Annotated in this window: 23 protein-coding genes; 17 read left to right on the top strand and 6 right to left on the bottom strand. The window is 68.5% G+C overall.

Annotated features, from left to right (window positions below; genetic code table 11):
• The 4 genes from ACYVBN_RS01345 to typA are packed head-to-tail and all read right to left on the bottom strand — an operon-like array spanning position 1 to position 5062.
• The gene (locus tag ACYVBN_RS01345; RefSeq protein ID WP_460598988.1) at positions 1-1728 is read right to left on the bottom strand and encodes a VanW family protein; all 1728 of its coding nucleotides are present in this window, start codon (positions 1726-1728) and stop codon (positions 1-3) included.
• Entirely contained in the window at positions 1725-2246 is a 522-nt protein-coding gene (locus tag ACYVBN_RS01340) for a flavin reductase family protein (protein WP_460598987.1), read from the bottom strand. The genes ACYVBN_RS01345 and ACYVBN_RS01340 overlap by 4 nt, the downstream gene beginning before the upstream one ends.
• On the bottom strand, positions 2243-3109 hold the full coding sequence (gene mshB, locus ACYVBN_RS01335; RefSeq protein WP_460598986.1) for a PIG-L family deacetylase: 867 nt from the start codon (positions 3107-3109) through the stop codon (positions 2243-2245). Before mshB ends, ACYVBN_RS01340 begins: the two co-directional genes overlap by 4 nt.
• Positions 3110-3160: 51 nt before the next feature.
• Positions 3161-5062, bottom strand: a complete 1902-nt coding sequence (gene typA, locus ACYVBN_RS01330) for a GTP-binding protein TypA/BipA (RefSeq protein WP_460598985.1) — start codon at positions 5060-5062, stop codon at positions 3161-3163.
• A 225-nt stretch (positions 5063-5287) separates the two neighbouring features.
• Here typA and soxR point away from each other — a divergent pair, with 225 nt between their 5' ends.
• The 6 genes from soxR to ACYVBN_RS01300 all read left to right on the top strand — a co-directional run bounded on the left by soxR (position 5288) and on the right by ACYVBN_RS01300 (position 11796).
• The gene (soxR, locus tag ACYVBN_RS01325) at positions 5288-5761 is read left to right on the top strand and encodes a MerR family transcriptional regulator (RefSeq protein WP_460598984.1); all 474 of its coding nucleotides are present in this window, start codon (positions 5288-5290) and stop codon (positions 5759-5761) included.
• A 106-nt stretch (positions 5762-5867) separates the two neighbouring features.
• The gene (locus ACYVBN_RS01320) at positions 5868-7538 is read left to right on the top strand and encodes an ABC transporter substrate-binding protein (protein WP_460598983.1); all 1671 of its coding nucleotides are present in this window, start codon (positions 5868-5870) and stop codon (positions 7536-7538) included.
• Between the two features lie 85 nt (positions 7539-7623).
• A complete protein-coding gene (locus tag ACYVBN_RS01315) occupies positions 7624-8634 on the top strand; it encodes an ABC transporter permease (protein ID WP_460598982.1) in 1011 nt (336 codons plus the stop codon).
• A 5-nt stretch (positions 8635-8639) separates the two neighbouring features.
• Positions 8640-9605, top strand: a complete 966-nt coding sequence (locus ACYVBN_RS01310; RefSeq protein ID WP_460598981.1) for an ABC transporter permease — start codon at positions 8640-8642, stop codon at positions 9603-9605.
• A 5-nt stretch (positions 9606-9610) separates the two neighbouring features.
• Complete coding sequence (locus tag ACYVBN_RS01305; RefSeq protein WP_460598980.1) at positions 9611-10630, top strand: ABC transporter ATP-binding protein; 1020 nt, start codon at positions 9611-9613, stop codon at positions 10628-10630.
• Positions 10627-11796, top strand: coding sequence for an ABC transporter ATP-binding protein (locus ACYVBN_RS01300; RefSeq protein ID WP_460598979.1), 1170 nt, complete (start codon positions 10627-10629; stop codon positions 11794-11796). The genes ACYVBN_RS01305 and ACYVBN_RS01300 overlap by 4 nt, the downstream gene beginning before the upstream one ends.
• Before the next feature lie 82 nt (positions 11797-11878).
• On the opposite strand, the gene ACYVBN_RS01295 is transcribed toward ACYVBN_RS01300, so the two are convergent.
• Complete coding sequence (locus ACYVBN_RS01295) at positions 11879-13972, bottom strand: MMPL family transporter (RefSeq protein ID WP_460598978.1); 2094 nt, start codon at positions 13970-13972, stop codon at positions 11879-11881.
• 265 nt (positions 13973-14237) lie between these two features.
• Between ACYVBN_RS01295 and ACYVBN_RS01290 the strand changes: the two genes are divergently transcribed.
• The 5 genes from ACYVBN_RS01290 (at position 14238) to ACYVBN_RS01270 (ending at position 18892) form a co-directional block, all read left to right on the top strand.
• On the top strand, positions 14238-15473 hold the full coding sequence (locus ACYVBN_RS01290; RefSeq protein WP_440284024.1) for a sensor histidine kinase: 1236 nt from the start codon (positions 14238-14240) through the stop codon (positions 15471-15473).
• Entirely contained in the window at positions 15461-16105 is a 645-nt protein-coding gene (locus tag ACYVBN_RS01285) for a response regulator transcription factor (protein ID WP_440284023.1), read from the top strand. Before ACYVBN_RS01290 ends, ACYVBN_RS01285 begins: the two co-directional genes overlap by 13 nt.
• An 85-nt stretch (positions 16106-16190) precedes the next feature.
• Positions 16191-16499, top strand: a complete 309-nt coding sequence (locus ACYVBN_RS01280) for a 4a-hydroxytetrahydrobiopterin dehydratase (RefSeq protein WP_440284022.1) — start codon at positions 16191-16193, stop codon at positions 16497-16499.
• The gene (locus ACYVBN_RS01275; RefSeq protein ID WP_460598977.1) at positions 16496-17212 is read left to right on the top strand and encodes a VIT1/CCC1 transporter family protein; all 717 of its coding nucleotides are present in this window, start codon (positions 16496-16498) and stop codon (positions 17210-17212) included. Before ACYVBN_RS01280 ends, ACYVBN_RS01275 begins: the two co-directional genes overlap by 4 nt.
• Before the next feature lie 279 nt (positions 17213-17491).
• On the top strand, positions 17492-18892 hold the full coding sequence (locus ACYVBN_RS01270) for an HNH endonuclease signature motif containing protein (RefSeq protein ID WP_460598976.1): 1401 nt from the start codon (positions 17492-17494) through the stop codon (positions 18890-18892).
• A 34-nt stretch (positions 18893-18926) separates the two neighbouring features.
• Here the strand turns inward: ACYVBN_RS01270 and ACYVBN_RS01265 are convergent, their stop codons facing one another.
• Positions 18927-19928, bottom strand: a complete 1002-nt coding sequence (locus ACYVBN_RS01265; protein WP_460598975.1) for an Lrp/AsnC family transcriptional regulator — start codon at positions 19926-19928, stop codon at positions 18927-18929.
• A gap of 146 nt (positions 19929-20074) precedes the next feature.
• Between ACYVBN_RS01265 and ACYVBN_RS01260 the strand changes: the two genes are divergently transcribed.
• From ACYVBN_RS01260 to ACYVBN_RS01235, 6 genes are all read left to right on the top strand, one after another.
• A complete protein-coding gene (locus ACYVBN_RS01260) occupies positions 20075-21613 on the top strand; it encodes an MFS transporter (protein ID WP_460598974.1) in 1539 nt (512 codons plus the stop codon).
• Positions 21614-21617: 4 nt separating this feature from the next.
• The gene (locus ACYVBN_RS01255; protein WP_460598973.1) at positions 21618-22106 is read left to right on the top strand and encodes a glutathione peroxidase; all 489 of its coding nucleotides are present in this window, start codon (positions 21618-21620) and stop codon (positions 22104-22106) included.
• A 101-nt stretch (positions 22107-22207) separates the two neighbouring features.
• Positions 22208-23737, top strand: coding sequence for a molybdopterin-binding protein (locus ACYVBN_RS01250; protein ID WP_460598972.1), 1530 nt, complete (start codon positions 22208-22210; stop codon positions 23735-23737).
• A 109-nt stretch (positions 23738-23846) separates the two neighbouring features.
• A complete protein-coding gene (locus tag ACYVBN_RS01245) occupies positions 23847-24518 on the top strand; it encodes a fasciclin domain-containing protein (RefSeq protein WP_460598971.1) in 672 nt (223 codons plus the stop codon).
• A gap of 60 nt (positions 24519-24578) precedes the next feature.
• The gene (gene sigK, locus ACYVBN_RS01240; RefSeq protein ID WP_440280736.1) at positions 24579-25148 is read left to right on the top strand and encodes an ECF RNA polymerase sigma factor SigK; all 570 of its coding nucleotides are present in this window, start codon (positions 24579-24581) and stop codon (positions 25146-25148) included.
• Positions 25145-25879 carry an anti-sigma factor gene (locus ACYVBN_RS01235; RefSeq protein ID WP_460598970.1) on the top strand — a complete coding sequence of 245 codons (735 nt, stop codon included), beginning with the start codon at positions 25145-25147 and terminating at the stop codon, positions 25877-25879. The genes sigK and ACYVBN_RS01235 overlap by 4 nt, the downstream gene beginning before the upstream one ends.
• The last annotated feature ends 89 nt before the right edge of the window (positions 25880-25968 follow it).

The raw sequence follows: 25968 nt of genomic DNA, 5'->3' as shown, positions 1-25968 counted from the left end.
TCAGTTGCAGGTGACGCGCACCGCGGGGACGTAATGGGTCGTCACACTCTCGTCCTTGACGACCTTGCCGGACAGGTCCTTCACCAGCCGGGTGACCGTCACCTTGAAACCGTCCTGCGGCGGCTGCGGGATGCACTTGGCACCGGTCAGGTGCCTGGTCGGCCCGGGCTGCTGGATGTCGAACTTTCCGCTCGTGGTGGTCGACACGGTGAACGTCTTGACGCCATACAGCCGTATGACGGAGGCGTGGCCCTCGATGCCGGCCTGGATCCGGATCGGATGACTGGTGTCGTTGGTCCACTTGTTGTCGATCGTGGGGTCGAGCATGGTGGCTTCCCGGCCCATCGGGTAACGCGGGATCCAGTAGGCGTGGGCGGTGTGCTCGACCAGTTTCACGCCGGCGAAGAACGTCGCGTTGTAGAGCGTGGTCGACACCTGCGAGATGCCGCCGCCCATGCCCGGCACGTCGATGCCGCCGACGAGGATCGGCGCGTTGACGTATCCGTGTGCTGCGTCGAACGGCCGCAGCACGTTCAGCAGCGAGAACGTCTCGCCCGGCTGCACCACGATGCCGTTGATCTTCGCCAGGCCGACCCGGATGTTCTCCGTGCGGGCGGCGTTCTCCGGCCCGGTCGGGAAGACCGACACGAACTCGGAGATCTGTTGGTCACCGACCTTGGTCTGCTTCAGCTGCGCCGCGGTGACCGTCGGCTTCAGCGCTGTGGTCGGCAGCGACATGGTGCGGTCGGGAGCGGTGAGCGCCGCGATGAGCAGCTTGCCGGCGCCCTTGGTGTCCGGCGCGGTCCCGTTCTTTCCGGGTATGACGCTGCTCGTGTCGCCCTGGAGCCGGAGCTTGGCGTTGACGGCCGGGGTCGTCAGGTCACTCGCGCGGTGGTCCAGCAACGTGGCCAGCGCCTTCTCGTCGACCCGGGGCTGGAGCGACGTGCCGTCGAAGGTGCTGCTCAGCACGCCGGAGATGTCGTTGGCCTGAAGTGTCGCCCGCTTGCCGCCGGCCTTCACGGTGACCGGCCCGGACATCGCAGGATCCGCGAACTTCTTCACGAAGCGCTGCAGTTCCGCGTCGGTCAGGGCCGCAGGCTGCTCGGCGATCGCAGCGGTGTAGTGCTTGGTGCCGGGCCAGCCGGCGGCGATCTGCTTCGTCATCGCCTTGACGTCGACGCCCTTGCCCGGGGTCGACGCGGTCGTGACGACCTTGCCGTCGACGAACTTCACCGAACCGTTCTTCGGCGCGCCCTCGAGCTGCTCGGCCTGGGAGGAGATCGCCCGGTAGAGCTGCTGCTGGTCCACCCGCGGCGTCACGTCGCGGCTCGGGCCGTCACCGGTCAGCCGATGCCACACGGTCGAGGGGTTCAGCGAGAAACCGGTCAGCCCGTCGACGGTGCCCTGGGTGTCGATGGACAGGCCCGACGACGCGGGCTGCAGGGTGAGCGTCTTGCTGCCGGAGGAGATCGTGACCGGCGTCTTGAGCTGTCGCGCGGCCGCCGCCGCGATCCGCGCCTTCGCGTCGGCGGCGCTCATGCCGCCGACGTCCTGCCCGGCCACCGTGGTGCCGCCCTGGATCTTGCCGGACTGCCAGGCCGCGAGCCCGACATACGCACCCGCGAGCACGACCACCGCAGTCGGGCCGCCGATCAACAGGCCCTTGCGCCACCGATCGTTGCGTCCACCACCGCGTGCGCGGCCCCCGCCCGATGCGTTCGTGCTCAACGTTGTACTCCAAATGCGCCCCGGTAATAGATCAGGGCATCCCCTGGCCTGTCTGTGATCGAGACCGAGCGTACGTCGCCGATCACCAGCGTGTGGTCACCTGCGGGAACCGTGTCGTAGGTGTGACATTCGAGGGTGCCGAGCGCGTTGTCGAGCAGTGCCATACCGGTCTGCGGGCCGCGGTGGAACTCCACCCGGTCGAGCTGGCCGTGCAGCGGACGGCCGCGGGTGGACAACCACGCGGCGGTCTTGCGTTCGGACTCCGGCAGCAGGCTGACCCCGAAGGCACCGGCCTCGATCACCGCATCGTGAAAGCGCGCCTCCCGTTCCACGCTGATCACCATCAGCACCGGCTCCAGCGACACCGACATGATCGCGTTGGCGGTCATCGCGTGATCGATGTCGCCCAGCCGGGTGGTGACCACCGAGACGCCGGTGGCAAACCGGCCCATCACCTGGCGGTACGCGTCCGGATCAACGGACTCCGGCGGCCGACCAGCGGCCAACTCCTCGCTCATGCCATCAATCCCGTATGCCGCAAGCCGTCCGTCACGACGGGCATCACATCACCGGTGACCGGGTCCAGCCGCTGGAACGCCTCGCGCGCAGCCAGCCGGGTCGCGACGTCGTTGGACAGGGTGTAGTAGCCGTCGACGACCGACACCTGGGTGCGGTGCCGGCGCAGCGCGGCGATCTGCCGGCCCAGCGCCGCGTCGTCGACGACGGTGTGCGTGACCTCGGTGTCCTGCACGACGCTGGGTAGGAAGGTCTCCTCCGGGGCGGGCACGATCACGCCGGGCCGGGTGGCGTGCTCGGCCAGCCAGGCGCGGTCCTCGATCGCCCAGCTGCGCGGCGTCACCACGGCATACAGCGCCGGTGGCTGCGGCAGGCCGGCCACCGCGGCACGCGTCGCCTCGTGGGTCCGGATGTGGTCGGGGTGGCCGTAGCCGCCGTGCGCGTCATAGGTGACGACGACGTGCGGCCGCACCGCCTGCAGGTATGCCGCGATGGCGCCGCTGGCCTCATCGGTCGGCGCACCGGTGAACGCCCGCGGATGGGCCGCCGACGGCATCCCGGCCATGCCGGAGTCGCGGAACCGGCCGTCCGCCAGCACGGTGACCGTGCTGGCGCCGAGTTCCTTGATCGCCGCGTGCAGCTCGTCCCGGCGCAGGTCCGCCAGCGGATCGGGGCTGTCGGCGGCACGTGGCTGGTCGGCGGGCAGCTGCAGGTGCTGCAGTTCGGCCGGGATGACCTCCCCCTCCTCACCGAGGGTGCAGGTGAGCACGTGCACGTCATCGCCGCGCGCGGCGTGGTGCGCGATCGCGAGCCCGGTCCACAACGACTCGTCGTCGGGGTGGGCGTGGACGAAGACCAGTCTCATGCTCAGTGCTCTTTCGGAATACCCGTCACTCGAGGGGAGGAGAACGTCGGATCAGCTCTTGGCGGCGCTCCGGGCGCGGGCCGCGGTGCGGGCGCGCTCACCGGCGTTGAGCACGACCTTGCGGATGCGCACCGTCTCCGGGGTCACCTCCACGCACTCGTCCTCCCGGCAGAACTCCAGGCTCTGCTCCAGCGACAGCTTGCGCGGCGGGAAGATCTTCTCGAAGTTGTCCGCGCTGGAGGCGCGCACGTTGGTGAGCTTCTTCTCCTTGGTGATGTTGACGTCCATGTCGTCGGCGCGGGAGTTCTCGCCGACGATCATGCCCTCGTAGACCTCGGTCGACGGCTCGACGAAGAGCACGCCGCGCTCCTGCAGGTTGACCATGGCGTATGACGTCACCGCGCCCGAGCGGTCCGCGACGAGCGAGCCGGACAGACGTGTGGTGATGGTGCCGTGCCACGGCTCGTACCCGGAGAAGACGTGGTTGGCGATGCCCGTGCCGCGGGTCTCGGTCAGGAACTCGGTGCGGAATCCGATGAGGCCGCGGGAGGGTACGACGAATTCCATGCGCACCCAACCGGTTCCGTGGTTGGTCATCTGCTCCATGCGCGCCTTGCGGGCGGCCATGATCTGGGTGATCGTGCCGAGGTATTCCTCGGGGGTGTCGATCGTCAGGTGCTCGACCGGCTCGTGCAGCTTGCCGTCGACCTCCTTGGTGACGACCTGCGGCTTGCCGACGGTCAACTCGTAGCCCTCGCGGCGCATCTGCTCCACCAGGATGGCCAGCGCCAGTTCACCGCGGCCCTGCACCTCCCAGGCGTCCGGACGCTCGGTCGGCAGCACCCGCAGCGACACGTTGCCGATCAGCTCCCGGTCGAGGCGGTCCTTGACCATGCGGGCGGTGACCTTCGAACCGCGCACCCGGCCCACCATCGGCGAGGTGTTGGTGCCGATGGTCATCGAGATGGCAGGTTCGTCGACGGTGATGAGCGGCAGCGGCACGGGGTTCTCGGGGTCGGCAAGCGTCTCACCGATGGTGATCTCCGGGATGCCGGCGACGGCGATGATGTCACCGGGACCGGCACTGTCGGCCGGCTCCCGGTCCAGGCCTCGGGTCATCAGCAGCTCGGTGATCTTCACCGTCTGCTGCGATCCGTCGTGGCGGCACCAGGCAACCTGCTGGCCCTTCTTGATCTCGCCGTTGTGCACGCGCAGCAGGGCGAGTCGGCCGAGGAAGTTGCTGGAGTCCAGGTTGGTGACGTGGGCCTGCAGCGGCGCTTGGTCGTCATACACCGGCGCCGGGATGGTCTCCAGGATCGTCTTGAACAGCGGCTCGAGGTCTGCGCCGTCGGGCAGCCCACCGTTGTCGGGACGGGTGGTGGAGGCGACGCCGGCCTTGGCCGAGGCATAGACCACCGGGAAGTCGAGCTGATCGGCGTCCGCGTCGGCGTCCTCGAGCAGGTCCATGAACAGCTCGTAGGTCTCCTCCTCGACCTCCGCGATGCGGGAGTCGGGCCGGTCGACCTTGTTGATGCACAGGATGACCGGCATCTTGGCGGCCAGCGCCTTGCGCAGCACGAAGCGGGTCTGCGGCAGCGGCCCCTCGCTGGCGTCCACCAGCAGCACCACGCCGTCGACCATCGACAGGCCGCGCTCGACCTCGCCGCCGAAGTCGGCGTGACCGGGGGTGTCGATGATGTTGATGGTGATCGACTGGCCGTCGGCGGACGGCCCGTCATACGAGATCGCGGTGTTCTTGGCCAGGATCGTGATGCCCTTCTCGCGCTCCAGGTCACCGGAGTCCATGACGCGCTCGCCGGTGGTCTCGACGGTCTGGCGTTCGCTGAAGGCACCCGTCTGCCAGAGCATCTTGTCGACCAGCGTGGTCTTGCCGTGGTCGACGTGGGCAACGATGGCGACGTTGCGGACGTCGCTGCGGGACTTCATGGCCATGGAGTTGTCAGATCTGCTGCGCACGCGGCACCGGTGCGGCGGCAGTCTTCGTCCTTTCTACGCGGATGGGATCCCCATCAGTGTCTCAGGGTTTTGCCGTGCTACTGACCACGGGCCGCCCGGCTTCGCCGCCCCGGCTCTCCGGATCACTCATGCGATCCTCTAAGTTGAAGTCAACTTGAAGTCAATCTCCGGTTCGCCGACCGCGGAATGAAGGAGCCGTTCATGGACGCCCACGACCTGCTGCCGGTCGGCATCGTCGCCAGCCGCAGCGGCTTCGCCGCATCCGCCCTGCGCTACTACGAGGCGCAGGGGCTCATTCGTGCCGAGCGCAACTCCGGTGGCCAGCGGCGGTTCGAACGCAGCGTGTTGCGACGGCTGGCGTTCATCCGGGCGGCAGCCCACGTCGGGCTGACCCTGCAGGAGATCCGGGACGAGTTGGACCGGTTGCCCGACGGCCGCACTCCGACGAAGGCGGACTGGCAGCGCATCACCACCCACTGGCGAGGCCGACTGGACGAGCAGATCGCCGCGCTGGAGAAGCTGCGCGACGGGCTCGACTCGTGCATCGGCTGCGGGTGCCTGTCCTTGCGAGGATGTGCCATCTCCAATCCGCAGGACGCGGCAGCCGACGGCAACGGAACACCCGGCGCGGCCTTCCTGCCGCCGTTGCTGCGGCGGCCGCACCAGCCCTCCTGACGGTTCACATCTCGAGATGATGACGGTGTGCGCGAAACCCGGCGAGAGCAGCGGCGACTCGGTAACGTTCGCAAAACCCTCTTCTCCACCGGAAGGTCCCATCATCATGGCCGTCACCAAGACCACAGCCGCCGTCGCGCTGTTGGCCGCCTCCACGCTCGCGCTCAGCTCGTGCGCGAGTTCCAAGCGAGATGACTCCAAGAAGTCCGGCAACGGCGCCAGCAACAGCAACGCCACGCTCAACTTCGGAGCGGCGGGTGCACCCGCCACCTTCGACCCCTTCTACGCCAGCGACGGCGAGACGTTCCGCGTCAGCCGGCAGATCTTCGAGGGCCTGGTCGGCTTCAAGCCCGGCACGGCCGAGGTGGCACCGCGCCTGGCCACCAGCTGGAAGCCGTCGGCCGACGGCAAGACCTGGACGTTCAAGCTCAAAACCGGCGTGAAGTTCACCGACGGCACGCCGTTCAACGCCGACGCGGTCTGCAAGAACTTCACCCGGATGGACAGCCAGAACAAGGCCGGGCAGACAGCCTCGGAGTACTGGCTGACGAACATGGGCGGCTACAACGGCGCCAAGGACGAGCTCTACCAGGGCTGCACCGTCAAGGACGCCTCGACCGTCGTGATCAAGATCGCCCGGCCCACCTCGAAGTTCCCCGCACTGCTCGGCCTGCCGGCGTTCTCCATGCAGTCGCCCACGGCGATGAAGAAGTATGACGCCAACGGCATCAAGGCGCAGGGCCAGGGCTTCGTCTACCCGGCATACGCCAATGCGCACCCGACCGGCACCGGTCCGATGAAGTTCGAGTCCTACGACAAGACGAACAAGACCGTCACCCTGGTCCGCAACGACGACTACACGGGTGACGACAAGGCCACGGTCAAGAAGATCGTCTTCTCGATCATCCCCGACGAGACCGCCCGCAAGCAGGCGCTGGCCTCCGGTCAGATCGACGGTTACGACCTGCCCAACCCGGTCGACTGGCCGTCGCTGAAGAAGGACGACAACCTCGAGATCCGCCCGGCGTTCAACATCCTCTACCTGGGCCTCAACGCCAAGGTCGACCCCGACCTGAAGGACATCCGGGTCCGTCAGGCGCTCTACTACGCGATCAACCGGGACCAGCTGGTCAAGTCGCAGCTGCCGGACGGCGCCTCGGTCGCGACGCAGTTCATGCCCGACACGGTCGCGGGCTACAACAAGTCGCTCAAGCCCTACAAGTACGACCCGGCCAAGGCGAAGGCACTGCTGAAGGCCGCCGGCAAGTCCAACCTCAGCATCACCTTCTGGTACCCCACCGAGGTCACCCGGCCCTACATGCCGGCACCGGACAAGATCTTCAACGCGATCAAGTCCGACTGGGCGGCGGTCGGGGTCAAGGTCACCCCGAAGCCGATGCCGTGGGCCGGCGGTTACGTCACCGGCACCCAGAACGGCAACGCCGCGGCATACCTGATGGGTTGGACGGGTGACTACAACACCCCGGACAACTTCCTGGGCAGCTTCTTCTCCGACCCGAAGGGTCAGATGAGCGTCGGCGTCTACCCGTGGGGCGACGCGTTCCACAAGGCGCTGGCCGACGACGACTCGATCGTCGACGAGTCGCAACGTGCGGCCGCCTACGAGAAGCTCAACAAGCAGATCATGGAGGACTACCTCCCGGGTCTGCCGATCTCGAGCTCGCCGCCCGCGATCGTCTTCAGCAAGAAGGTCACCGGCGTCACTCCGAGCCCGTTGACCGACGAGCACCTGTGGACCGCCAAGGTCAGCAAGTAGCCCTCGTCCGCCCGGTGGCCGGTGCCGTGGTCAGTCCTCGGTGCCGGCCACCGGCGCACGTAATCTCTTCGTAGGAGCCATCCCCGTGCTCAGATTCGTCGTGCGACGACTGCTGCAGGCCGTCCTGGTCATGTTCATCGTCTCCGTCCTGCTCTTCGCCTGGCTGCGGTCGCTGCCCGGCGGCCCGGTCGATTCCATCCTCGGCGAGCGCGCGACGCCCGCCACCCGTGCGGCGCTGCGCAAGACGCTCGGTCTCGACCAGCCGCTGCCGGTGCAGTACCTGCACTTCCTGGACAACGCGGTGCACGGCAACTTCGGCACCTCCATCCAGGTGCAGGCCGGCACCGATGCCATGCAGTTGTTCCTACAGCGCCTGCCGGCCACGATCGAGTTGTCCTTTTTCGCGATCGTCCTGGCGCTGATCACCGCCATCCCCCTCGGCTACTTCGCCGCCAAGCGGCACGGTGGCCTGCTGGACACCAGCTCCGTCGTGTTGTCGCTGGTCGGCGTCGCGGTGCCGGTCTTCTTCCTGGCCTTCGTGCTGAAGTACGTCTTCGCCATCGAGCTCAACTGGCTGCCGGTCGCCGGCCGGCAGAGCCCGGACCTGGACGCGACTCGCGTCACCAACTTCTATGTGCTGGACGGGCTGCTGACCCGCGAGTTCGATGCCTCGTGGGATGCGATCAAGCACCTGATCCTGCCCGCGATCGCGCTCGCGTCCATCCCGTTCGCGGTGATCTTCCGGATCACCCGTGCCTCGGTGCTGGAGGTGATGAACGAGGACTACGTGCGCACCGCCGAGTCCAAGGGCCTGTCGGCGCGGATCATCCGCGGCCGGCACATCCTGCGCAACGCCCTGTTGCCGGTGGTCACCACCATCGGCCTGCAGGTCGGCGGACTGCTCACCGGTGCGGTGCTGACCGAGACCGTCTTCGGCTACCCCGGTGTCGGTGACGCGCTCGCGCAGGCGTTCAGCCAACGCGACTACGCCGTGCTGCAAGTGCTGATCACGATGGCGGCGATCGGCTATGTGCTGGTCAACCTGCTCGTCGACATCGCGTATGCCGTCATCGACCCGCGGATCCGGACGAGGTGAGTGCGATGAACCCCATGCAACGCAAGAAGGACCGCATCGACGCGCTGGCCGCGACGGCCGGTGAGACGGACATCCCGGACGCCGGGCACGTCAGCGAATCCGGCGGACTCAGCCTGATCGGCAGTGCCTGGCTGCGGCTGCGGCGCAACCCCGTCTTCCTCGTCGGCGCCGCGGTCACGATCCTGTTCGTGCTGGTCGCGATCTTCGCGCCGTTGATCGCACCGCACAACGGCACGACCAAGTACCTGATCGGCCAGGTCACTCCGGCCACGCCGATCCCACCCTCGCAGAACGGCTTCCCGCTGGGCGGCGACGACCAGGGCCGCGACTTCTTGTCCCGGCTGATCCTCGGATCCCGCCAGACGCTCATCGTCGGGGTGCTGGCCACGCTGGCCGGCTTGTTCGGCGGCCTGGTGCTGGGCACCATCGCGGGGGCGTTCGGTGGCTGGGTCGACTCGGTCGTCATGCGCATCGTCGATGTCATGCTGTCGTTGCCCTCGCTGGTGCTGGCGCTCGCCGTCGCGACCCTCTTCGGCAAGCCGTCGCAGTGGACGCTGATCATCGCCATCTCGATCGTCCAGGTGCCGATCTTCGCGCGTCTGTTGCGCGGGTCGATGCTGACCCAACGGGCCAGCGATCACGTGCTCGCCGCCCGGGCGCTGGGGGTGAAGCGCTCGTCGATCACCTTCCGGCACATGCTGCCCAACTCCCTCGGTCCGGTGCTCGTCCAGGCGACGCTGGTGCTGGCGACCGCCATCATCGAAGCTGCAGCACTGAGCTTTCTCGGCCTGGGCAACCCGGACGATTCCACCCCCGAGTGGGGCCAGATGCTCGGCAGGGCCCAGCAACTGTTCGACATCTCACCGCACGTGGCCTTCTGGCCGGCCGGCTGCATCGTCGTGGTGGCGTTCGGCTTCACGCTGATGGGCGAATCGCTGCGTGAGGCTCTCGATCCCCGGAACCGGAGGTGAGCGGCATGACCGCTCCAGCACCAGCAAAGACCGACACCTTGCTGTCGGTGCGCGACCTCGTCGTGGAGTTCGGCACCAAGGGGCAGCGGCCGTTCCGTGCCGTCGACGGCGTGTCCTTCGACGTGCGACCGGGTCAGACCGTCGGCCTGGTCGGCGAGTCCGGCTGCGGCAAGTCGGTGACGTCGCTGGCCATCATGGGCCTGCTGCCGCAGCGCGGCAACAAGGTGTCCGGGTCGGCGACCTACGACGGCACCGACCTGCTGACGCTGGACGACCGGGAGATGCGCGACCGGCGCGGCCGCGACATCGCGATGATCTTCCAGGACCCGTTGTCGTCGCTGAATCCGGTCGTCTCGATCGGCGTCCAGGTGGCAGAGGTGCTGCAACGGCACCGCGGGATGAAGAAGTCCGCGGCGATGGCCGAGTCGCGCGACCTGCTCGACAAGGTCGGCATCCCGGACCCGTCACGACGGCTGAAGGAATATCCGCACCAGTTGTCCGGCGGCATGCGGCAACGCGCCCTGATCGCCATGGCGCTGGCCTGCAAGCCACGCCTGCTCATCGCGGACGAGCCCACCACAGCCCTGGACGTCACGATCCAGGCGCAGATCCTCAACCTGCTCAAGGAGCTGGTCGTCGACTCCGGCACCGCCCTGATCATGATCACCCACGACCTCGGGGTCGTGGCCGGGCTGTGCGACGAGGTCAACGTCCTGTATGGCGGACGGATCGTCGAAACCGCTTCTCGTCACGAGATGTTCGCCCGGCCGCGGCACCCCTACACCAATGGCTTGCTGGGCTCCATCCCGCGGCTGGACGGTTCGCGCAGCGAGCAGCTGGCCGCCATACCCGGATCGGTTGCCGACAACATCCCGTGGACGTCGGGTTGTGCTTTCGCGCCGCGCTGTTCGCGGGCGATCGAGGTGTGCCGGGCGCAGACGCCCGCGCTCGACCAGGACTCCACGTCGGTCGAGGAGCACACGCTGCGGTGCCACAATCCGTGGCCGACGGGAGGAGAGGCATGAGCGAGCAGACCGTGACGCTGGACAGGGGTGCCGCCACGGACGGCGGCGACGTCCTGCTGGACGCGCAGGACGTGGAGGTCCACTTCCCCATCAAGCGCGGTGTCATCTTCGACAAGACCGTCGGCTACGTCTACGCCGTGGACGGTATGTCGCTGCAGATCCGCAAGGGCGAGACCTATGGCCTGGTCGGTGAATCCGGTTGTGGAAAGTCGACTTTCGGCCGCGCACTGCTGCGCCTGGAGGAGCCGACGGGTGGCTCGGTGACCTTCGCCGGCACCGACCTGTCGACGCTGCAGGGCGAGGAGTTGCGCACCAAGCGGCGCGACATGCAGATGGTCTTCCAGGACCCCTTGTCCAGTCTGGACCCGCGCCAGACCGTCGAGTCCTTGCTGTTGGAGGGCATGCACGCCCACGGGCTGACCAAGGACAAGGCGGCCGCCGGCGCGAGACTGCGCGAGCTGTTGCAGGCGGTCGGGCTGCCCGCGGCCGCACTGCGCAAGTACCCGCACGAGTTCTCCGGTGGCCAGCGTCAGCGCATCGGCATCGCGCGGGCGCTGTCGGTCGACCCCCAGTTGATCGTCGCCGACGAACCGGTGAGTGCTCTGGACGTGTCGGTGCAGGCTCAGGTGATCAACCTGTTGGAGGACGTGCAGGAGCAGTTCGGGCTGACCTACCTGGTCATCGCGCACGATCTGGCGGTGGTCCGGCACATCAGCGACCGGGTCGGCGTCATGTATCTGGGATCCCTTGTGGAGGAAGCGGATTCGGACGGGCTCTACGCCACACCGCTGCATCCCTACACTCGCGCGCTGATGTCGGCGGTGCCGATCCCAGACCCGTTGGTCGAGGACCGCCGCGAGCAGATCATCCTGGCCGGCGACCTGCCCTCCCCCGCCAACCCGCCGAGCGGCTGCCGCTTCCACACCCGCTGCCCGTGGCGGCAGGAGGAGCGCTGCGACACCGAACGCCCGCAGCTGCGGGTGGTGCAGATCGACGGCGTGCCGGCCTCGCACCGGGTGGCCTGCCACTACGCGGAACAGATCCATTCCGGCGAGATCCAGCGCCACGAGGTGGACGCCTCGGCGACGGATCCCGCCGCGCTCGAGGACGCCCCGACGGTCAACACCCAGGAGAACGCCGGCGGTCAGCCGTTCTCCACCCAGTAATCCTGCGGTGACATCACGCGCGAGCCGCCGAACCGGTCCCCCCGAGGGGCCTGTTCGGCGGCTCGCGTCCTGTGTGCCGACCTCAGCCCATTCGCACCGGCTCACGCTCGGTGTATGGCGCGGGCGGCACCTGCCGGCCGGCGATCCGGCGCGTGCCGCGTGACGGCCACCAGGCGCGGTGACCGAGCAACGACAGCGCCGCCGGTAGCACGACCAGCCGGACCACCGTGGCGTCCAGCGCGATCGCGATGCCGAGGCCGACGCCGATCTCCTTCATCTCGACCATCGACAACGTGGCGAAGAGTGCGAAGACCGAGATCATCACCACGGCCGCACTGGTGACCACACCGGCCGTCTCCTGCACGCCCTGGCGCACCGCGAGTTTCGGCGGCAGGCCCGCGTCGACCTTCTCCTTGACCCGGCTGAGCACGAAGACGTGGTAGTCCATCGACAGTCCCATCAACACCACGAAGAGGAAGATCGGGATCCACGAGATCACGCCGCCGGTGGAATGGAAGTGCAGGATGGATTCGGCCCAGCCGTGCTGGAAGACCAGTGTCAGCACACCGAAGGCGGCACCCACCGACAGCAGGTTGAGGGCGGTCGTCAGTAGTGCGACGACCAGACTGCGGAATGTCGCCGCCATCATCACCAGCGTCAACCCGAGCACCACGACGAGGACCTTCGGCAGCCCCTCCGACTGGTGCTGCATCTGGTCGTAGCTCTCCGCCACGCTGCCGCCGACCGCCCACTGCGTGCCGGACGGAACGGTCGCAGGCAGCACGTGGTCGCGCAGTGCGCGCACCGCGTCGCCCGCAGAAAACGACCCTTCGCCGGCCTTGCTGCCCACGGTCAGCACCACCGTGTGGCCGTCGGCGGAGACCTTGACCGGGTCCGCGACCGCCTTCCAGTGACCGGTCGAAATCGCCTTGGCCGCAATGGAGCTGGCCTCGCTGCGCAGCTGTGCCGTGTTGTCACCCTGTAGCACGATGGCGGCGGTCGGGCCGTCGCCGGGGAACGCATCGCCGATCTGCTGGAGAGCATGGACGGCGGGGATGTCTCGCGGCAGTGACTCCAGACTGCTGGTCTGCTGCTTCATGCCCAGCGCCGGCACCGCCAGGCCGAGCAGCAACGCACCGCCGACGAGCAGCGCGGCCAGCGGCCGGCGCAGCACCGGGCCGAGCACCCGCCCGCTGACCGCACCGGGCGTCATACGCGCCGACAGCCGCCAGAGCAACGGGATCCGGGGCCGGTCGACCTTGCCGCCGAACAGCGTCAACAACGCCGGCAGCACCGTGAGCGAACCGAACACGGCGAACGCGACCACCAGGATGGAGCCGGTGGCGATCGAGGCGAAGGTGACGTCGCCCACGACGTAGAGGCCGGCCATGCTGACCAGCACGGCGACACCCGAGACGACGATCGAGTGACCGGACGTCTCCGCCGCGATCTCCACCGCGTCCGCGGTGCGCAGACCGCGCTGGCGTTCCTGTCGTTCGCGCTTGAGATAGAACAGCGAGTAGTCGACGCCCACCGCCATCCCGATGAGCAGGATGACGCTGGTCACCGTCGGTTCCATCGGCAGCAACAACGACACCGGACCCATCAGGCCCATGGTCGCGAAAACGCTGGTGATCGCCAGGAACACCGGGATGCCCGCCGCGATCAGCGCGGCGAAGACGAGCAGCATCAAGCCGATGGTGATCGGCAGACTGGTCAGCTCGGCCGAGCCGAGGTCGTTGCCGACACGGGTGTTGATGGCGTCGTTCAGCGAGGTGTCACCTGTCTGGACGATGTCCAGACCGGGTGCCCGCGGTTGCGCGTCGCCGACGGCTCGGGTGATGCCGCTGATGTCCGGGTCCTTACCGTCCGCAACGGTTTTCATCGTGATCGGGACGATCATCAGCTTCCGGTCCGGTGACACCGCAGGTTGCCCGACGCGCAGCACGTGGCTGTCGCCGCGGATGTCCGCTGCGATCCGGTCGGCGGCAGTGCGCACCTGGGGACCGACGGCCGCCCCGGTGGTGCGGGACAGCACGACGAATTCGCTGTCCGGGGCGTCGAGGCCGGCGCGTTCGATCTGCGCTGCGGCGGCTCCCGACTGGCCGACGCGGTAGTCGCCGGCGGTGGTGGTGTGCATGGAGATCGCCGCGCCGCAGGCGACGGCCGCAACCACCAGGAGTATCCAGGTGCAGAGGGCGCGCCATGGGTGGCGCACGCTCCAGCGGGCGATTTTCAGTGTGGCCCCAGCCCTTTTCACGGTGGCGACCCCTCCCTGTTGTGACTTCCGGCCGGGTGAATCCCGACCGTGGTCAACACTTGTCGCACCAGAGGGAGAAGTCAGTGCCGGCAGCACCACACTTGAGGTGGGGCCAGCACCACCTCCACCGGTGGAGCTCGCCCGCCTGCGCGGCCGGTTCCGGCAGGGAAGGATGGGTCTCGTGAAACGCACTGCCGACCGTCCGCAGATCATGCTGGCCCACTTCGTCGCCATACTCCTGGCCGCCCCGGGGCTCGCCATGCTGGTGCTCACCCTGGTCGGCACGGTCACGGCTCCGCTGGGCGTCGGACTGCTGCTGCTGTATGTCGCTGTTCCCGCCTCTCGGCTGCTCGCGATCGGCCAGCGCGGCCTGGCGCGGGTCGTGCTGCGAGAGCCCGTGGTGCAGGAATATCGCGACACCCGCGGCCTCGGAGTCATCAGCCGCGTGCAGCGGTGGGCCGGTGACCCGGCCCGTTGGCGTGACCTGCTCTGGGAGATGGTGTCCAGCACGCTGGGCTTCACCTTGTCGGTGTTGACCATCGCGCTGTTCTGCTACCCGATCTGGTCCATCGTCTGGTTCGGCCTGTGGAAGGGACTGCCGGACGTCTTCGACACCCCGTACGGCGACTCGCTACGTGTGACGGAAACCTCTGCTGCGGTTGCGGTTTCGGCGTCCGGGTTCGTCATCGGTGCACTGCTCTGGTGGTTCACCGTCAAACCGATCGCGCGGTGGCGCTTCGGCCTGGACGCCTACCTGCTCGGGCTCTCCCGGCAGGCAGTGCTGGCCCGACGGGTCGAGCAGGTGACCTCGTCACGTGCGCAGGGCGCAGACGCGGCCGCCGCCGAACTGCGTCGGGTCGAGCGGGATCTGCACGACGGCGCCCAGGCCCGGCTGGTGGCGCTCGGGATGAATCTCGGTCTGGCTGCCGAACTCATTGAGAAGGACCCGGAGGCCGCCCGACGACTGTTGGTGGAGGCCCGCGACAACTCCGGTGACGCACTGCAGGACATCCGGTCGGTCGTGCGCGGCATACACCCGCCGGTGCTCGCCGATCGAGGGCTGGCCGATGCAGTGCGAGCCGTCGCCCTCGACCTGCCCATCGACTTCGAGCTCGACCTGCATCCGCCGAAGCAGCTGCCGCCGCCGCTGGAGTCGGCACTGTACTTCAGCGTCGCCGAGTGCCTGGCGAACATCGGCAAACACGCCCACGCCACCGCGGGCTGGATCAGCATCACCTGTCCGGAGGAGGTCATTCACCTCGTCGTGGGCGACGACGGTGTCGGCGGCGCCGACCGCCGCGGCAGCGGGATGCAAGGGGTCGCGGGACGGCTCGCGGTGTTCGACGGCACGATGGTGGTGTCGAGCCCGCCGGGCGGCCCGACCATCGTGACCATGGAGGTGCCGTGCGGGCAGTGATCGGTGAGGACCACGCGCTGCTGCGCGATGGTCTGCAGCGCATTCTCGCCGCGCACGACATCGACGTCGTCGCGACCGCGGACAACGCGCCGAGCCTGGTGCGTGCGCTGCGGGAGCACTCCCCCGATATTGCCATCGTCGACGTGCGGATGCCGCCGACGCTGACCGACGAGGGTTTGCGCGTCGCCATCAACGCCCGCCGAGAACAACCCGGTTTGCCCGTACTCGTGCTGTCGCAGTATGTCGAGAATCTCTACGCCCGGGAGCTTCTGGAGGACGGTGACGGCGGCGTGGGCTATCTGCTCAAGGACCGTGTCTCCGACGTCGGCGCCTTCATCGAAGCCGTCCGTCAGGTCGCCGACGGTGGCACGGTGCTCGATCCGACGGTGGTCCGCCACCTCATCGCCGGCCGTCCGAAGGGCAGCAAGATGGACCGGCTCACCGACCGCGAGCGCGAGGTGCTCGGTCTGATGGCGGAGGGCCGGTCCAACGTCGCCATCGCGGCGAGCCTCTTCGTGACGGAGAAGGCGATCAGCAAGCACACCAACGCGATCTTCAGCAAGCTGGACCTGCCCGTCTCCAGCGACGACAACCGGCGCGTGCTGGCGGTCCTCGCCTACCTCAACGGTTGACCCGCCCACTTCGCGCGCCCAGCCGCCGGTCATCGAAGCCTTTCCTGCGTGGACAACGCGTCCCGGACAGGGCAGGCTCGAAGACATGTCCAGACTGCTCACCGAAGAAGAAGTCACCCGACAGTTGGCCGCATTGGACGGCTGGTCGCGCGACGGCGACGCCATCCGGTCGGAGTACCAGGCGCCGTCGTTCGCCGCGGGGATCGAGTTCGTCCGGTTGGTGGCAGCCGACGCCGAGGACATGGACCACCACCCGGACATCGAGATCTCCTACACGACCATTCGCTGGACGTTGTCGACGCACAGCGAAGGCGGCATCACCCAGCTCGACATCGAGCTGGCCCACCGGATCACCGAAGCGGCCGGCGGAACCGGTGCGCAGGTGAGTTCGTGACCGCATCCGTGGAGCCGCACGAGGGCGAGCTGCAGGACGACTCGCTCAGCAGCCGCCTCAACTGGTTGCGTGCCGGGGTGCTCGGCGCCAACGACGGCATCGTCAGCGTCGCCGGCATCGTGGCGGGCGTGGCCGGCGCCACGACCCACCGCAGCAACATCGCGATCGCGGGCATCGCCGGCCTCGTGGCCGGTGCGTTGTCAATGGCCGCAGGCGAATACGTCTCGGTGAGCACACAGCGCGACAGCGAGCGCGCGATGCTGCGCAAGGAGAAGCAGGAGCTGCACGAGCTGCCCGAGGAGGAGCTCGAGGAGCTCACCCAGATCTACCAGGCCAAGGGGCTGCGCCGCGAGCTCGCCGCGCAGGTCGCCCATGAACTCACCGAGCACGACGCACTCGGCGCGCACGCCGAGGCAGAGCTCGGCATCGATCCGGACGAGCTGACCAACCCATGGCACGCGGCCGGGGCGTCATTCGTCGCGTTCACCATCGGTGCGCTGATCCCGCTGATCGCGATCCTGCTGCCGATGCCCGACTGGCGGGTGCCGATCTGCTTCCTCGCGGTGGCCGTCGCGCTGGTGCTGACCGGCGCCACGAGTGCCCGGCTCGGTGAGGCACCGACCCGGCCGGCGGTGTTGCGCAACGTGATCGGCGGACTGCTGGCCATGGCGATCACGTATGGCGTGGGCAGTCTTGTCGGGACTGCCATCTGACCGATCTGTCGCCGGTGGTATGTCGGGACGGCAGGAACTTCCGGTTAGCGACAGCAAACGACGCGACTGTCCCAACCGATGGAGTGCGGAAGCCACGCCAGCGTCTCGGCAGAGGGGCGGCGCTTGTTGAACCCGCCCTCTCTCCAGACACCGTCTCCCATCCAGTGCACATCGATACGTTTCACCGAAAGTGTGTTCGATGAATCCCTAGGTTTCCCCACGCCCCCTGCAGCAGAATGCAATACGTCCAAAGCATTGTCCAGCAAGGAGGTTCGCGACATGTATGCCAACTCGCAGCTGCCCGGCGAACCTCTCACGCTCTCCCACATGGTGACCGGTTCCGAAGACGTTAAGCCGCCCGTGGCGCCCGGTCGCGGACCGGAGTTGTTGGCCGCGCTGCACACCATGGCGGACCTGTTGGACGAGGTGCCGGGGGCGGTGCACCAGCTCGGCACCGCACAGGAGGACGAACTGGTCGCAGTCCTGCTGCGGTTGCACGGCCGGTCCGCGCAGGTGGCGACCCTGGTGACCGCCGACGCGGTCGACCGGGGTGTCGTCTCACCCTCGGATGCGGCCACCACCAGCCAATGGATCACCGGACACCTCACCGCACAGGCCGCGCACGGACAGGGCGGTGGGGTGCCGGTCGAACCGCGCACGATCCGAACGATGGCAGCAGTGGCCGACGCCTGCCAGCACCGCCAGAACTCCGTCATCACGCACGCGTTACGGCAAGGGTCGTGTTCGGTGGAATCCGCCCGGACCGCGCTGACCCAGGCCGACAAAGTGGGTCCGGTGATCCCTACCGCCGACCGCGACGAAGTTCTGGGCTGGTTCCTGCAGATCGACCCCGGACTGGGGTGCGCCGGGCTCACCCTGCTGACCCGCCGGATCATCGCCCGGTTCGCCCCCGACCAACTATCCCTGGGCGACGAAAAACTCGAACGGGTCGAAACCCTGTCCTGGGGCACCACACCGACGGGCATGACCCGGCTGGTGGCCGAACTGGCACCCGCCAACGCCGCGATCCTCAAGGACGCGATCACGGCCACCTCCGCACCCCGCCCCGCGAAACCCGCGCCCAAGGCCGCGAACGGCCAGGTCGCCGCGCACGGTGAGTCGGTGCGGGACGAGCGGTCCCCGGGCAAACGCCGCGTCGACGCGCTGCTGGACCTGGTCGGTGCCGGCGCCCGCGCCGCCACCGGTGAGGGCGTCCAAGCCGCCGCAGCCACCGTCCTCCTCACCATGAACCTCGAAACCCTGACCACCGGCACCGACGGGGCAACCACCACCACCGGGGACGTCCTCGACGCCGGCGCCGCCCGCCGCCTCGCCTGCACCGCCGACCTCATCCCCGCCGTCCTCGGCGGACCCAGCGCTCCCCTCGACGTCGGACGGCGACAACGCCTGGCCACCAAAGCCATCCGCGCCGCAGTCATCCTGCGCGACCACGGGTGCACCTTCCCCGGCTGCGACCGACCACCCGGCTTCTGCGAAATCCACCACCTCACCCCCTGGTGGACCGGCGGCCACACCTCCACCACCAACTCCGCACTCCTGTGCAGCCGCCACCACCACACCGTCCACCGGCAGGGCTACACGGCCGAGGTCCGACCCGACGGCGTCCACTGGGACCTCACACCCGGGCGCATGCCCGGACACCACACCGCAGCAGCCTGAGTCCGGTTCGGCGGCGACGACATACACGGCATGCTCAGCGTTGGACAGTCGCACCGGCACGCTTGAGAATACGAGCGATCGGCGACACCTGTGCCTGGGCGACCCCCTCGAGGCGACCGATGTCCTCGGAGACGAAGCGATAGAGGCTCTCGGAGTCGGCGAAGCTGGCGCTCACGGTGATGCTCGCCGAGCCGCTCGTCGCGCCACAGAAGCGCACCGCCGGGTGCGATCCCAACGACTCCCCGACCGCCTGTAGATGGGACGGGGAGACGATCAGCAGGACCTGTGCGGACAGACCGAAGCCGAAGCACTCGTCGTCGATGTCGACATCGAAGGAGAGCACACCCGCCTCCCGCAGCTCGGTGACCCGACGGCGAACTCGGGCCTCGGTCGAGTCGCCGCCGGCTGCCGTGCGCAATTCGGCGTAGCTCGCGCGACCATCGCTCATCAGAGCGCGCAGGAGACTGTCGTCCTGCGCCGTCAACTCGACCACTCGCCCGGTGCGCGTGATCGAACCCGCCGACAACAATGCCTCCTCTTGCGGGCTCAAGAAGTCCGCTCCGATCCGCCAGTCCCGCGTGGTCGCACCTCGAAAGACGTGCAACACACTCGCCGCCTCGATCCCGGTGATCTGCACGGTCCGCGGGAGTTGTCGCAACAGCAGCTGGTCCTGAGCATCCAGCGTCCGCGGCCGCAGGACGCAAATGACCTCGGTGCCGCCGCCCATCACCGCGACCCACTGCACGTCGTCACGCCGCGCGAGCGCCGTACCCAACGTCACCGCGGCATCCGGCCTGCAGAACAGTCGCAGCACCCAGTTCTGCCGACCGAACGGTGAGGAGTCGACGAAGCCGATCACGCGGACCGCGCCGGCGGAGCGCAGCCGGCGGTAGCGCCGCGCCACGGTTTGTTCCGAGACACCCAGCACCGTCGCGATGGTGGCGAAGGAAGCACGCGGGGCAACCTGAAGACAATGGGTGATCTTGAAGTCCAACGCATCAGTCGTGATGGTTTCCGCCGAATCAGTCGGTCTCATGTCGGAAATATACGCAAACCACCTCCTGGCTGGCGCATCTTCCACCAGCGGTGGACTCTCGTGGTCGATCGTCGGTGCCGATTCCCGGGCCCCGCGAACGTCATCTCACAGCACGACCGCACTATCACTGACAGGACAGATATCTCATGCGCAAATGGCTACCACTGGCCACGATCTGCATCGGCACGCTGATGCTGCTCGTCGATGTCACGATCGTGAACGTCGCACTGCCGGACATGGCCGTGAACCTCGGCACCAGCTTCAGCTCGCTGCAATGGGTCGTGGACATCTATGCCCTCGTACTCGCCGCCTTCCTCCTCGGCATCGGGTCGGTCGCCGACCGGCTGGGCCACCGGACCATGTATGTCGCGGGCCTGACGCTCTTCGCCATCGCGTCCGCGGTCTGCGGAGTCGCCAGTGACGCGAGCGTGCTGGTGGCCTCCCGCGGTGTCCAGGGACTCGGCGGCGCAGCGATGTTCGCGACCACCTTCGCTCTGCTGAACACCAGCTACACCGGCAAGGACCGGGGCACGGCATACGGCATCTGGGGGGCCGTCTCCGGCGCCGCCGCGGCCATCGGTCCGATCGCCGGCGGTCTGCTGACCGAGCACCTGTCGTGGCGGTGGATCTTCTTCGTCAACCTGCCTTTCGCAGTGACTGCCGTCGCACTGTGCTTCCTGGTGCTGCCCGTAGGCGCCCGTCGCCGCGCCCCGCTGGACCCGGCCGGCATCGCGACGTTCACCCTCTTCGCGGCCGGACTGACGTATGCACTCATCCGCGCCAATGAACAGGGCTGGACCGATGGAGGCGTGCTGGCCGCGTTCGCCGGCTCGGCCGTGATGCTGCTCGCGTTCGTGGCGCTGGAGATCCGGCTGACGCAGCCGATGCTCGATCTGGGTCTGCTGCGCCATCCTGTCTTCGCCGGCTGCCTGATCGCCGGATTCGTCCTGTCTGCAGCCGCATTCGCGTATCTGACCTATGCGTCGATCTGGATGCAGTCGGTGCGCGGTATGTCGCCCGTGGCGGCCGGACTGGCCACGCTGCCGATGGCGATCACGGCGTTCCTGACCAGCGCCACGGTGGGACGGCGGATGCACGGCGCGCGCAGCTGGGTCGCCATCGGGCTCGGCATCACGCTGACCGGCTTCGGCGGTCTGCTGGTCGCAGTGCAGCTGCACGGCCCGGGTGCCACCTGGACCGCGCTGGTGCTGGGCCTGTCGGTGAGCGGCGTCGGCGTCGGGCTCGCTTCCCCGGCGCTGAGTTCGACCGCGATGTCGGTGGTTCCGAACGAACGCGGCGGTATGGCGGCCGGCGCCGTGAACACCGCCCGCCAACTGGGCTTCGCCGTCGGGATCGCCGCGCTCGGAACGCTTTTCGCAGCCCGCATCCAGTCGGACCTGGCCGCGCACTCCGTTCCGCACGCTTCCGACGCTGCCGGTGCGGTCGCGGGTGGCCAGGCACGCCTGCTGGTCGCGCACGTCCCGGCGGGGATGCGAGCGGTCACCGAACACCTGGTGCGGCTGTCCTCGGCCGACGGCCTCCGACTCACCACGGTGGTCGCCGGACTGCTGGGCGTCGCCGGCGGCGTTCTCGCCGGAGCACTCACCCGCGCGAACCGTCATACCCCCGCGGCGGCGGTCGAGGCGGCGCCGCCCACCGGGCGCGAGACCGTCGGCATACATTGAGCCCATGACGATCCTCGAGCAGACCATCGCCCGTCTCGACGGCACCACCGGCACACTCTCCGACATCACCCAGGGCCGGCCGGCACTGCTGGTCAACGTGGCCAGCAAGTGCGGGCTGACGCCGCAGTACACCGCCCTGGAGGCGCTCCAGCGCGACTACGAGTCCGCAGGATTCACGGTCATCGGATTCCCGTGCAACCAGTTCGCGGGCCAGGAGCCGGGCACCGCGGAGGAGATCCAGGAGTTCTGCAGCGCGACGTACGGCGTGACGTTCCCGCTGACCGAGAAGATCGAGGTCAACGGCGCCGACCGGCACCCGATCTACCGGTCGCTGACCGAGGCAGCCGATCAGGACGGCCGGTCCGGTGACATCCAGTGGAACTTCGAGAAGTTCGTGATCGACGCCGACGGCAACGTCGTGCAGCGCTTCAGCCCGCAGGTGACGCCGGACGACGCCCAGGTGCTGGCGGCCATCCGGTCGACCCTCGAGTGACGCCGCACGGACACCGCCGGAGCCGGCCCTGAGGCGGGGCTGAGCCCGGCGCGGGGACAGTTCGACCCATCCGTGGTCCGGTGGCGTGCCGAACCACGTGCATGAAGGATGCTCTCCCCGCGCGTCTCCGGGCCGCGCTCGCCGGCCTGCTGTCGGTCGCTGCCGGCCTCGCGATCGGCCAGTTCGCCGCTGCGCTGCGTGACCCGGCCACGTCCCCGGTGCTGGCGGTCGGCTCGGCGGTGATCGACCGGACGCCGACGTCCTTGAAGGACTGGGCGATCCGCCAGTTCGGCACGCACGACAAGCTCGTCCTGTTGTCGTCGGTCACCGTCGTCGTCCTGATCGTGGCGGTGCTGTCCGGGCTGGCAGCGCGGCGCCGGGTGCTGCTGGGCATCGTCATACAGCTGGCCATGCTGGCAGTCGCCGGCTGGGCGGTGCTGAACCGCCCGTTCGCCCGCACTGCCGACCTCATTCCGACGATCACGGCCGGGGTCGTCTCGCTGGCGATCCTGGTGCTGCTGCTGTGGCTGGACCGGCAGCCGTCCCTGCACCGCGTGCCGACCGGGGCCAGCCGGCGCGACTTCGTCGTCGGCTCCGGGGTGACCGCGGCCGCAGCGGCGGTCGGTTTCGGTGCCGCGCAACGGCTCAACGACTCACGGTCGGGCGTCGACGTACAGATCCCGGCGGCCGCCGACCCGGCACCCGACCTGCCGCAGGGCGTGCAGAGCAAGGTGCCCGGCGTGACGCCGTTGCGCACCCCGAATTCGAAGTTCTACCGCGTCGACACCGAACTCGCGGTGCCCTCGCTGGATGCCTCCCGCTGGTCCCTGCGGATCGACGGCGAGGTCGAACACCCGTACGAGATCAGCTATGCCGAACTGCTGCGCCGGCCACTCGTGGAGCGCAACATCACCATCACCTGCGTGAGCAACGAGGTCGGCGGCAGTTACGCCGGTGGCGCCACGTGGCGCGGGGTGCTGACCCGGGACCTGTTGCAGGCCGCGGGAGTCAAGGATCCGAGCCGACCCGACCTGCAGGTGCTCAGCACCTCTTTCGACGGATTCACCATCAGCACACCGCTCGGCGCGCTGACCGATGACCGTGGCGCCCTGCTCGCGGTCGCGATGAACGGTGAGCCGCTCCCCCGTAGCCACGGTTTCCCGGCGCGCCTGATCACACCGGGCCTCTACGGCATGCTCGGCTGCACCAAATGGGTCACCCGGCTGACGGTGACGACCTATGCGGCGAAGAAGGCCTACTGGACCGAGCGTGGCTGGACGACCAAGGGCGAGATCAAACCGACCGCTCGCATCGACGTGCCCCAGTCGTTCGGCTCGGTGCAGGCCGGCCGGGTGGTGATCGGCGGCACCGCCTGGGCGCAGCGACGCGGTGTGGTCGGCGTGCAGGTGAGCATCGACGGCGGACCATGGCACGACGCGACGATGGGCCCGCAGGTCAACGTCGACTACTGGCGACAGTGGTACTACGCGTGGCACGCCACCGAGAAGGGCACCCACAACGCCCGGGCACGGGTCATCTACGGCGACCACCAGGTGCAGACCTCGCGCCGTGCCGGCGTCTTCCCGAGCGGCTCCAGCGGCATCGAGGAGCGCAGTTTCGTCGTGCAGTGACGGACCCCGCTGAACGAAAGAACCGAACGAACCGACCCATCCAACCGGCCAGTAGCTCCGAATCACCAATGTCCTCACCACATCCGACAACTCGCAGGAGTTGAGTTCCATGAAGACCCGTCTCACCCTTTCGCTCGCGACCACAGCGTTGCTGGCCGCGTCCCTGACCGCGTGCGGCTCGTCCAGCTCCGGCGGGTCCGGCGGCGGCAGCAGTGCGGCGGCCAGCTCGATGTCGAGTTCCGCCATGTCCGGTTCGGCGATGCCCTCCAGCGGCAGCAGCTCCAGCATGGGCGGCGGCGCGATGAACGCCTCCAAGCCGTTCGGTCCCGCGTGCTCGAGCGTCCCCAAGAGCGGCAAGGGCTCGTTCAGCGGTATGGCGCAGGACCCCGTCGCCACCGCCGCCTCGAACAACCCCGCGTTGTCCACCCTGGTGACCGCGGTCAAGAAGGCCGGACTGGTCGACACCCTCAACAGCGCGCCGGCACTGACCGTGTTCGCGCCGGCCAACTCGGCCTTCGCCAAGCTGCCCAAGTCGCAGCTCGACGCCGTGCTGGCCGACAAGAAGCAGCTGACCACTCTGCTGACCGGGCACGTCGTGCAAGGCCGGCTGAGCCCCGACAAACTGGCCGGCGACCACAAGTCGCTCGCCGGCACGACCATCAAGGTCACCGGGTCCGGCGAGAAGTTCACCGTGGACGGCAACGCGCAGGTCGTGTGTGGCAACGTGCAGACCGCGAACGCCACGGTCTACATCATCGACACCGTGCTGATGGGCAAGTAAGCACCGCTGTGCGGAGTTGACGCCATGTCGCTGCTTGTCGCGGACCACCCGCAGGTAAGAATGGGGGGCGTGGCTGTCCGCAACGTTCCCGTCCTGGCCGACCTGCTCCGGCAGGTCGGTCAGGGTGACGAGGCTGCCTTCGCGCAGTTGTATGACGCGACGGCAGCACGCGTCCATGGTCTCGTCTGTCGTGTGCTGATCGATCGGGCGATCAGCGAAGAGGTGACCCAGGAGGTGTTCCTGGAGATCTGGCGGACCAGCCCGCGCTTCGACCCCGGCCGCGGCTCGGCGTTGTCCTGGTTGTTCACCATCGCCCACCGCAAGGCGGTGGACCGGGTGCGTTCGGTCGACGCGGCGCGGCAACGCGACACGGCATACCTGACGTCACAGGGGCAGCCGGCATACGACTCGACGGCCGAACAGGTCGACGGCACACTGCGCGCCGAAGCCGTGCGGGCCGCGATCAGCACCTTGTCGCCAGTCCAGCGTGAGGCGGTCGAACTGGCCTACTTCGAAGGCATTTCGCATGCCGAGGTGGCCAAACGGCTCGACATACCACTAGGCACAGCGAAATCGCGCATCCGCGACGGGCTGCTCAGACTGCGCGCAACTTTGGGAGGTGAATCATGAGCGAGGAACACATCGACACCATCGACTACGCGATGGACGCTTTGGACGACCTGTCCCGCCGGCGCGCCGACCAGCATCTCGAACGCTGCGCGCAATGCCGCGCCGAGGTTGCCGAATGGCGCGAGGCGACAGCCGGTCTGGCATCCTTCGCCGAGCCGGTCGCTCCGCCGGCCGGGCTGCGTGACGCGGTGCTCGCCGGCGTATCCCGGCTGCCGCAGGAGGCGCCGCCGGACACCCCTGAGGGGGCGCGACCGGAGGCTCCGGCCGCGCATCTCGCGCCGCGCGAGCGGACCCGGCGACACCCCGGACGATTCCTGCTCGCCGCGGCGGCGGCGGTCGTCGTGATCGGCGGCGGCATCACCGTGGCAACCCACCCGTGGGATAACCAGCCGACCACGGTGTCGGCGATCCAGCAGGTGGAGCACGCCTCCGACGCACAGCGGGCCACCGCACCGGCCGGCGACGGCTCCCTGGTGATGGTGACCTCGGCCGCCGAGGGCAAGGCCGTCGCGACACTGCGCGGCGTGCCCCCGGCGTCCGCCGGCAAGGTCTACCAGGCCTGGATCATCACCGCCGACGGGCCGGTGAGCGCCGGCCTGCTGCAACCGGGCAAGGCGACGCTGCTGCAGGGCAGCATCACCGGCGCGAAGGCGGCCGCCGTCACCGTCGAGCCGAGCGGGGGCTCGAAGCACCCGACGACCGCGCCGATCGCCACCGTCACGATGACCTGACCGGCCCTGACCGGACTTGACCAACCGCGCGACCGCCCGACCGGACCCATCCGGCCGGGCGGTCCGCTACGAACCACCATTGACCAGAG

This window comes from Flexivirga lutea, from assembly GCF_054778955.1.
Note: the sequence above shows the minus strand (reverse complement) of the source record. Positions and strands in the feature narration are given on the sequence as shown.

What these genes read in the sequence shown, in the direction of transcription:
- ACYVBN_RS01340 (WP_460598987.1), bottom strand. Translation starts at nt 2,246, where the DNA reads ATGAGCGAGGAGTTGGCCGCTGGTCGGCCGCCGGAGTCCGTTGATCCG.
- mshB (WP_460598986.1), bottom strand. Translation starts at nt 3,109, where the DNA reads ATGAGACTGGTCTTCGTCCACGCCCACCCCGACGACGAGTCGTTGTGG.
- typA (WP_460598985.1), bottom strand. Translation starts at nt 5,062, where the DNA reads ATGGCCATGAAGTCCCGCAGCGACGTCCGCAACGTCGCCATCGTTGCC.
- soxR (WP_460598984.1), top strand. Translation starts at nt 5,288, where the DNA reads ATGGACGCCCACGACCTGCTGCCGGTCGGCATCGTCGCCAGCCGCAGC.
- ACYVBN_RS01320 (WP_460598983.1), top strand. Translation starts at nt 5,868, where the DNA reads ATGGCCGTCACCAAGACCACAGCCGCCGTCGCGCTGTTGGCCGCCTCC.
- ACYVBN_RS01310 (WP_460598981.1), top strand. Translation starts at nt 8,640, where the DNA reads ATGAACCCCATGCAACGCAAGAAGGACCGCATCGACGCGCTGGCCGCG.
- ACYVBN_RS01305 (WP_460598980.1), top strand. Translation starts at nt 9,611, where the DNA reads ATGACCGCTCCAGCACCAGCAAAGACCGACACCTTGCTGTCGGTGCGC.
- ACYVBN_RS01300 (WP_460598979.1), top strand. Translation starts at nt 10,627, where the DNA reads ATGAGCGAGCAGACCGTGACGCTGGACAGGGGTGCCGCCACGGACGGC.
- ACYVBN_RS01280 (WP_440284022.1), top strand. Translation starts at nt 16,191, where the DNA reads ATGTCCAGACTGCTCACCGAAGAAGAAGTCACCCGACAGTTGGCCGCA.
- ACYVBN_RS01270 (WP_460598976.1), top strand. Translation starts at nt 17,492, where the DNA reads ATGTATGCCAACTCGCAGCTGCCCGGCGAACCTCTCACGCTCTCCCAC.
- ACYVBN_RS01265 (WP_460598975.1), bottom strand. Translation starts at nt 19,928, where the DNA reads ATGAGACCGACTGATTCGGCGGAAACCATCACGACTGATGCGTTGGAC.
- ACYVBN_RS01260 (WP_460598974.1), top strand. Translation starts at nt 20,075, where the DNA reads ATGCGCAAATGGCTACCACTGGCCACGATCTGCATCGGCACGCTGATG.
- ACYVBN_RS01255 (WP_460598973.1), top strand. Translation starts at nt 21,618, where the DNA reads ATGACGATCCTCGAGCAGACCATCGCCCGTCTCGACGGCACCACCGGC.
- ACYVBN_RS01250 (WP_460598972.1), top strand. Translation starts at nt 22,208, where the DNA reads ATGAAGGATGCTCTCCCCGCGCGTCTCCGGGCCGCGCTCGCCGGCCTG.
- ACYVBN_RS01245 (WP_460598971.1), top strand. Translation starts at nt 23,847, where the DNA reads ATGAAGACCCGTCTCACCCTTTCGCTCGCGACCACAGCGTTGCTGGCC.
- sigK (WP_440280736.1), top strand. Translation starts at nt 24,579, where the DNA reads ATGGGGGGCGTGGCTGTCCGCAACGTTCCCGTCCTGGCCGACCTGCTC.
- ACYVBN_RS01235 (WP_460598970.1), top strand. Translation starts at nt 25,145, where the DNA reads ATGAGCGAGGAACACATCGACACCATCGACTACGCGATGGACGCTTTG.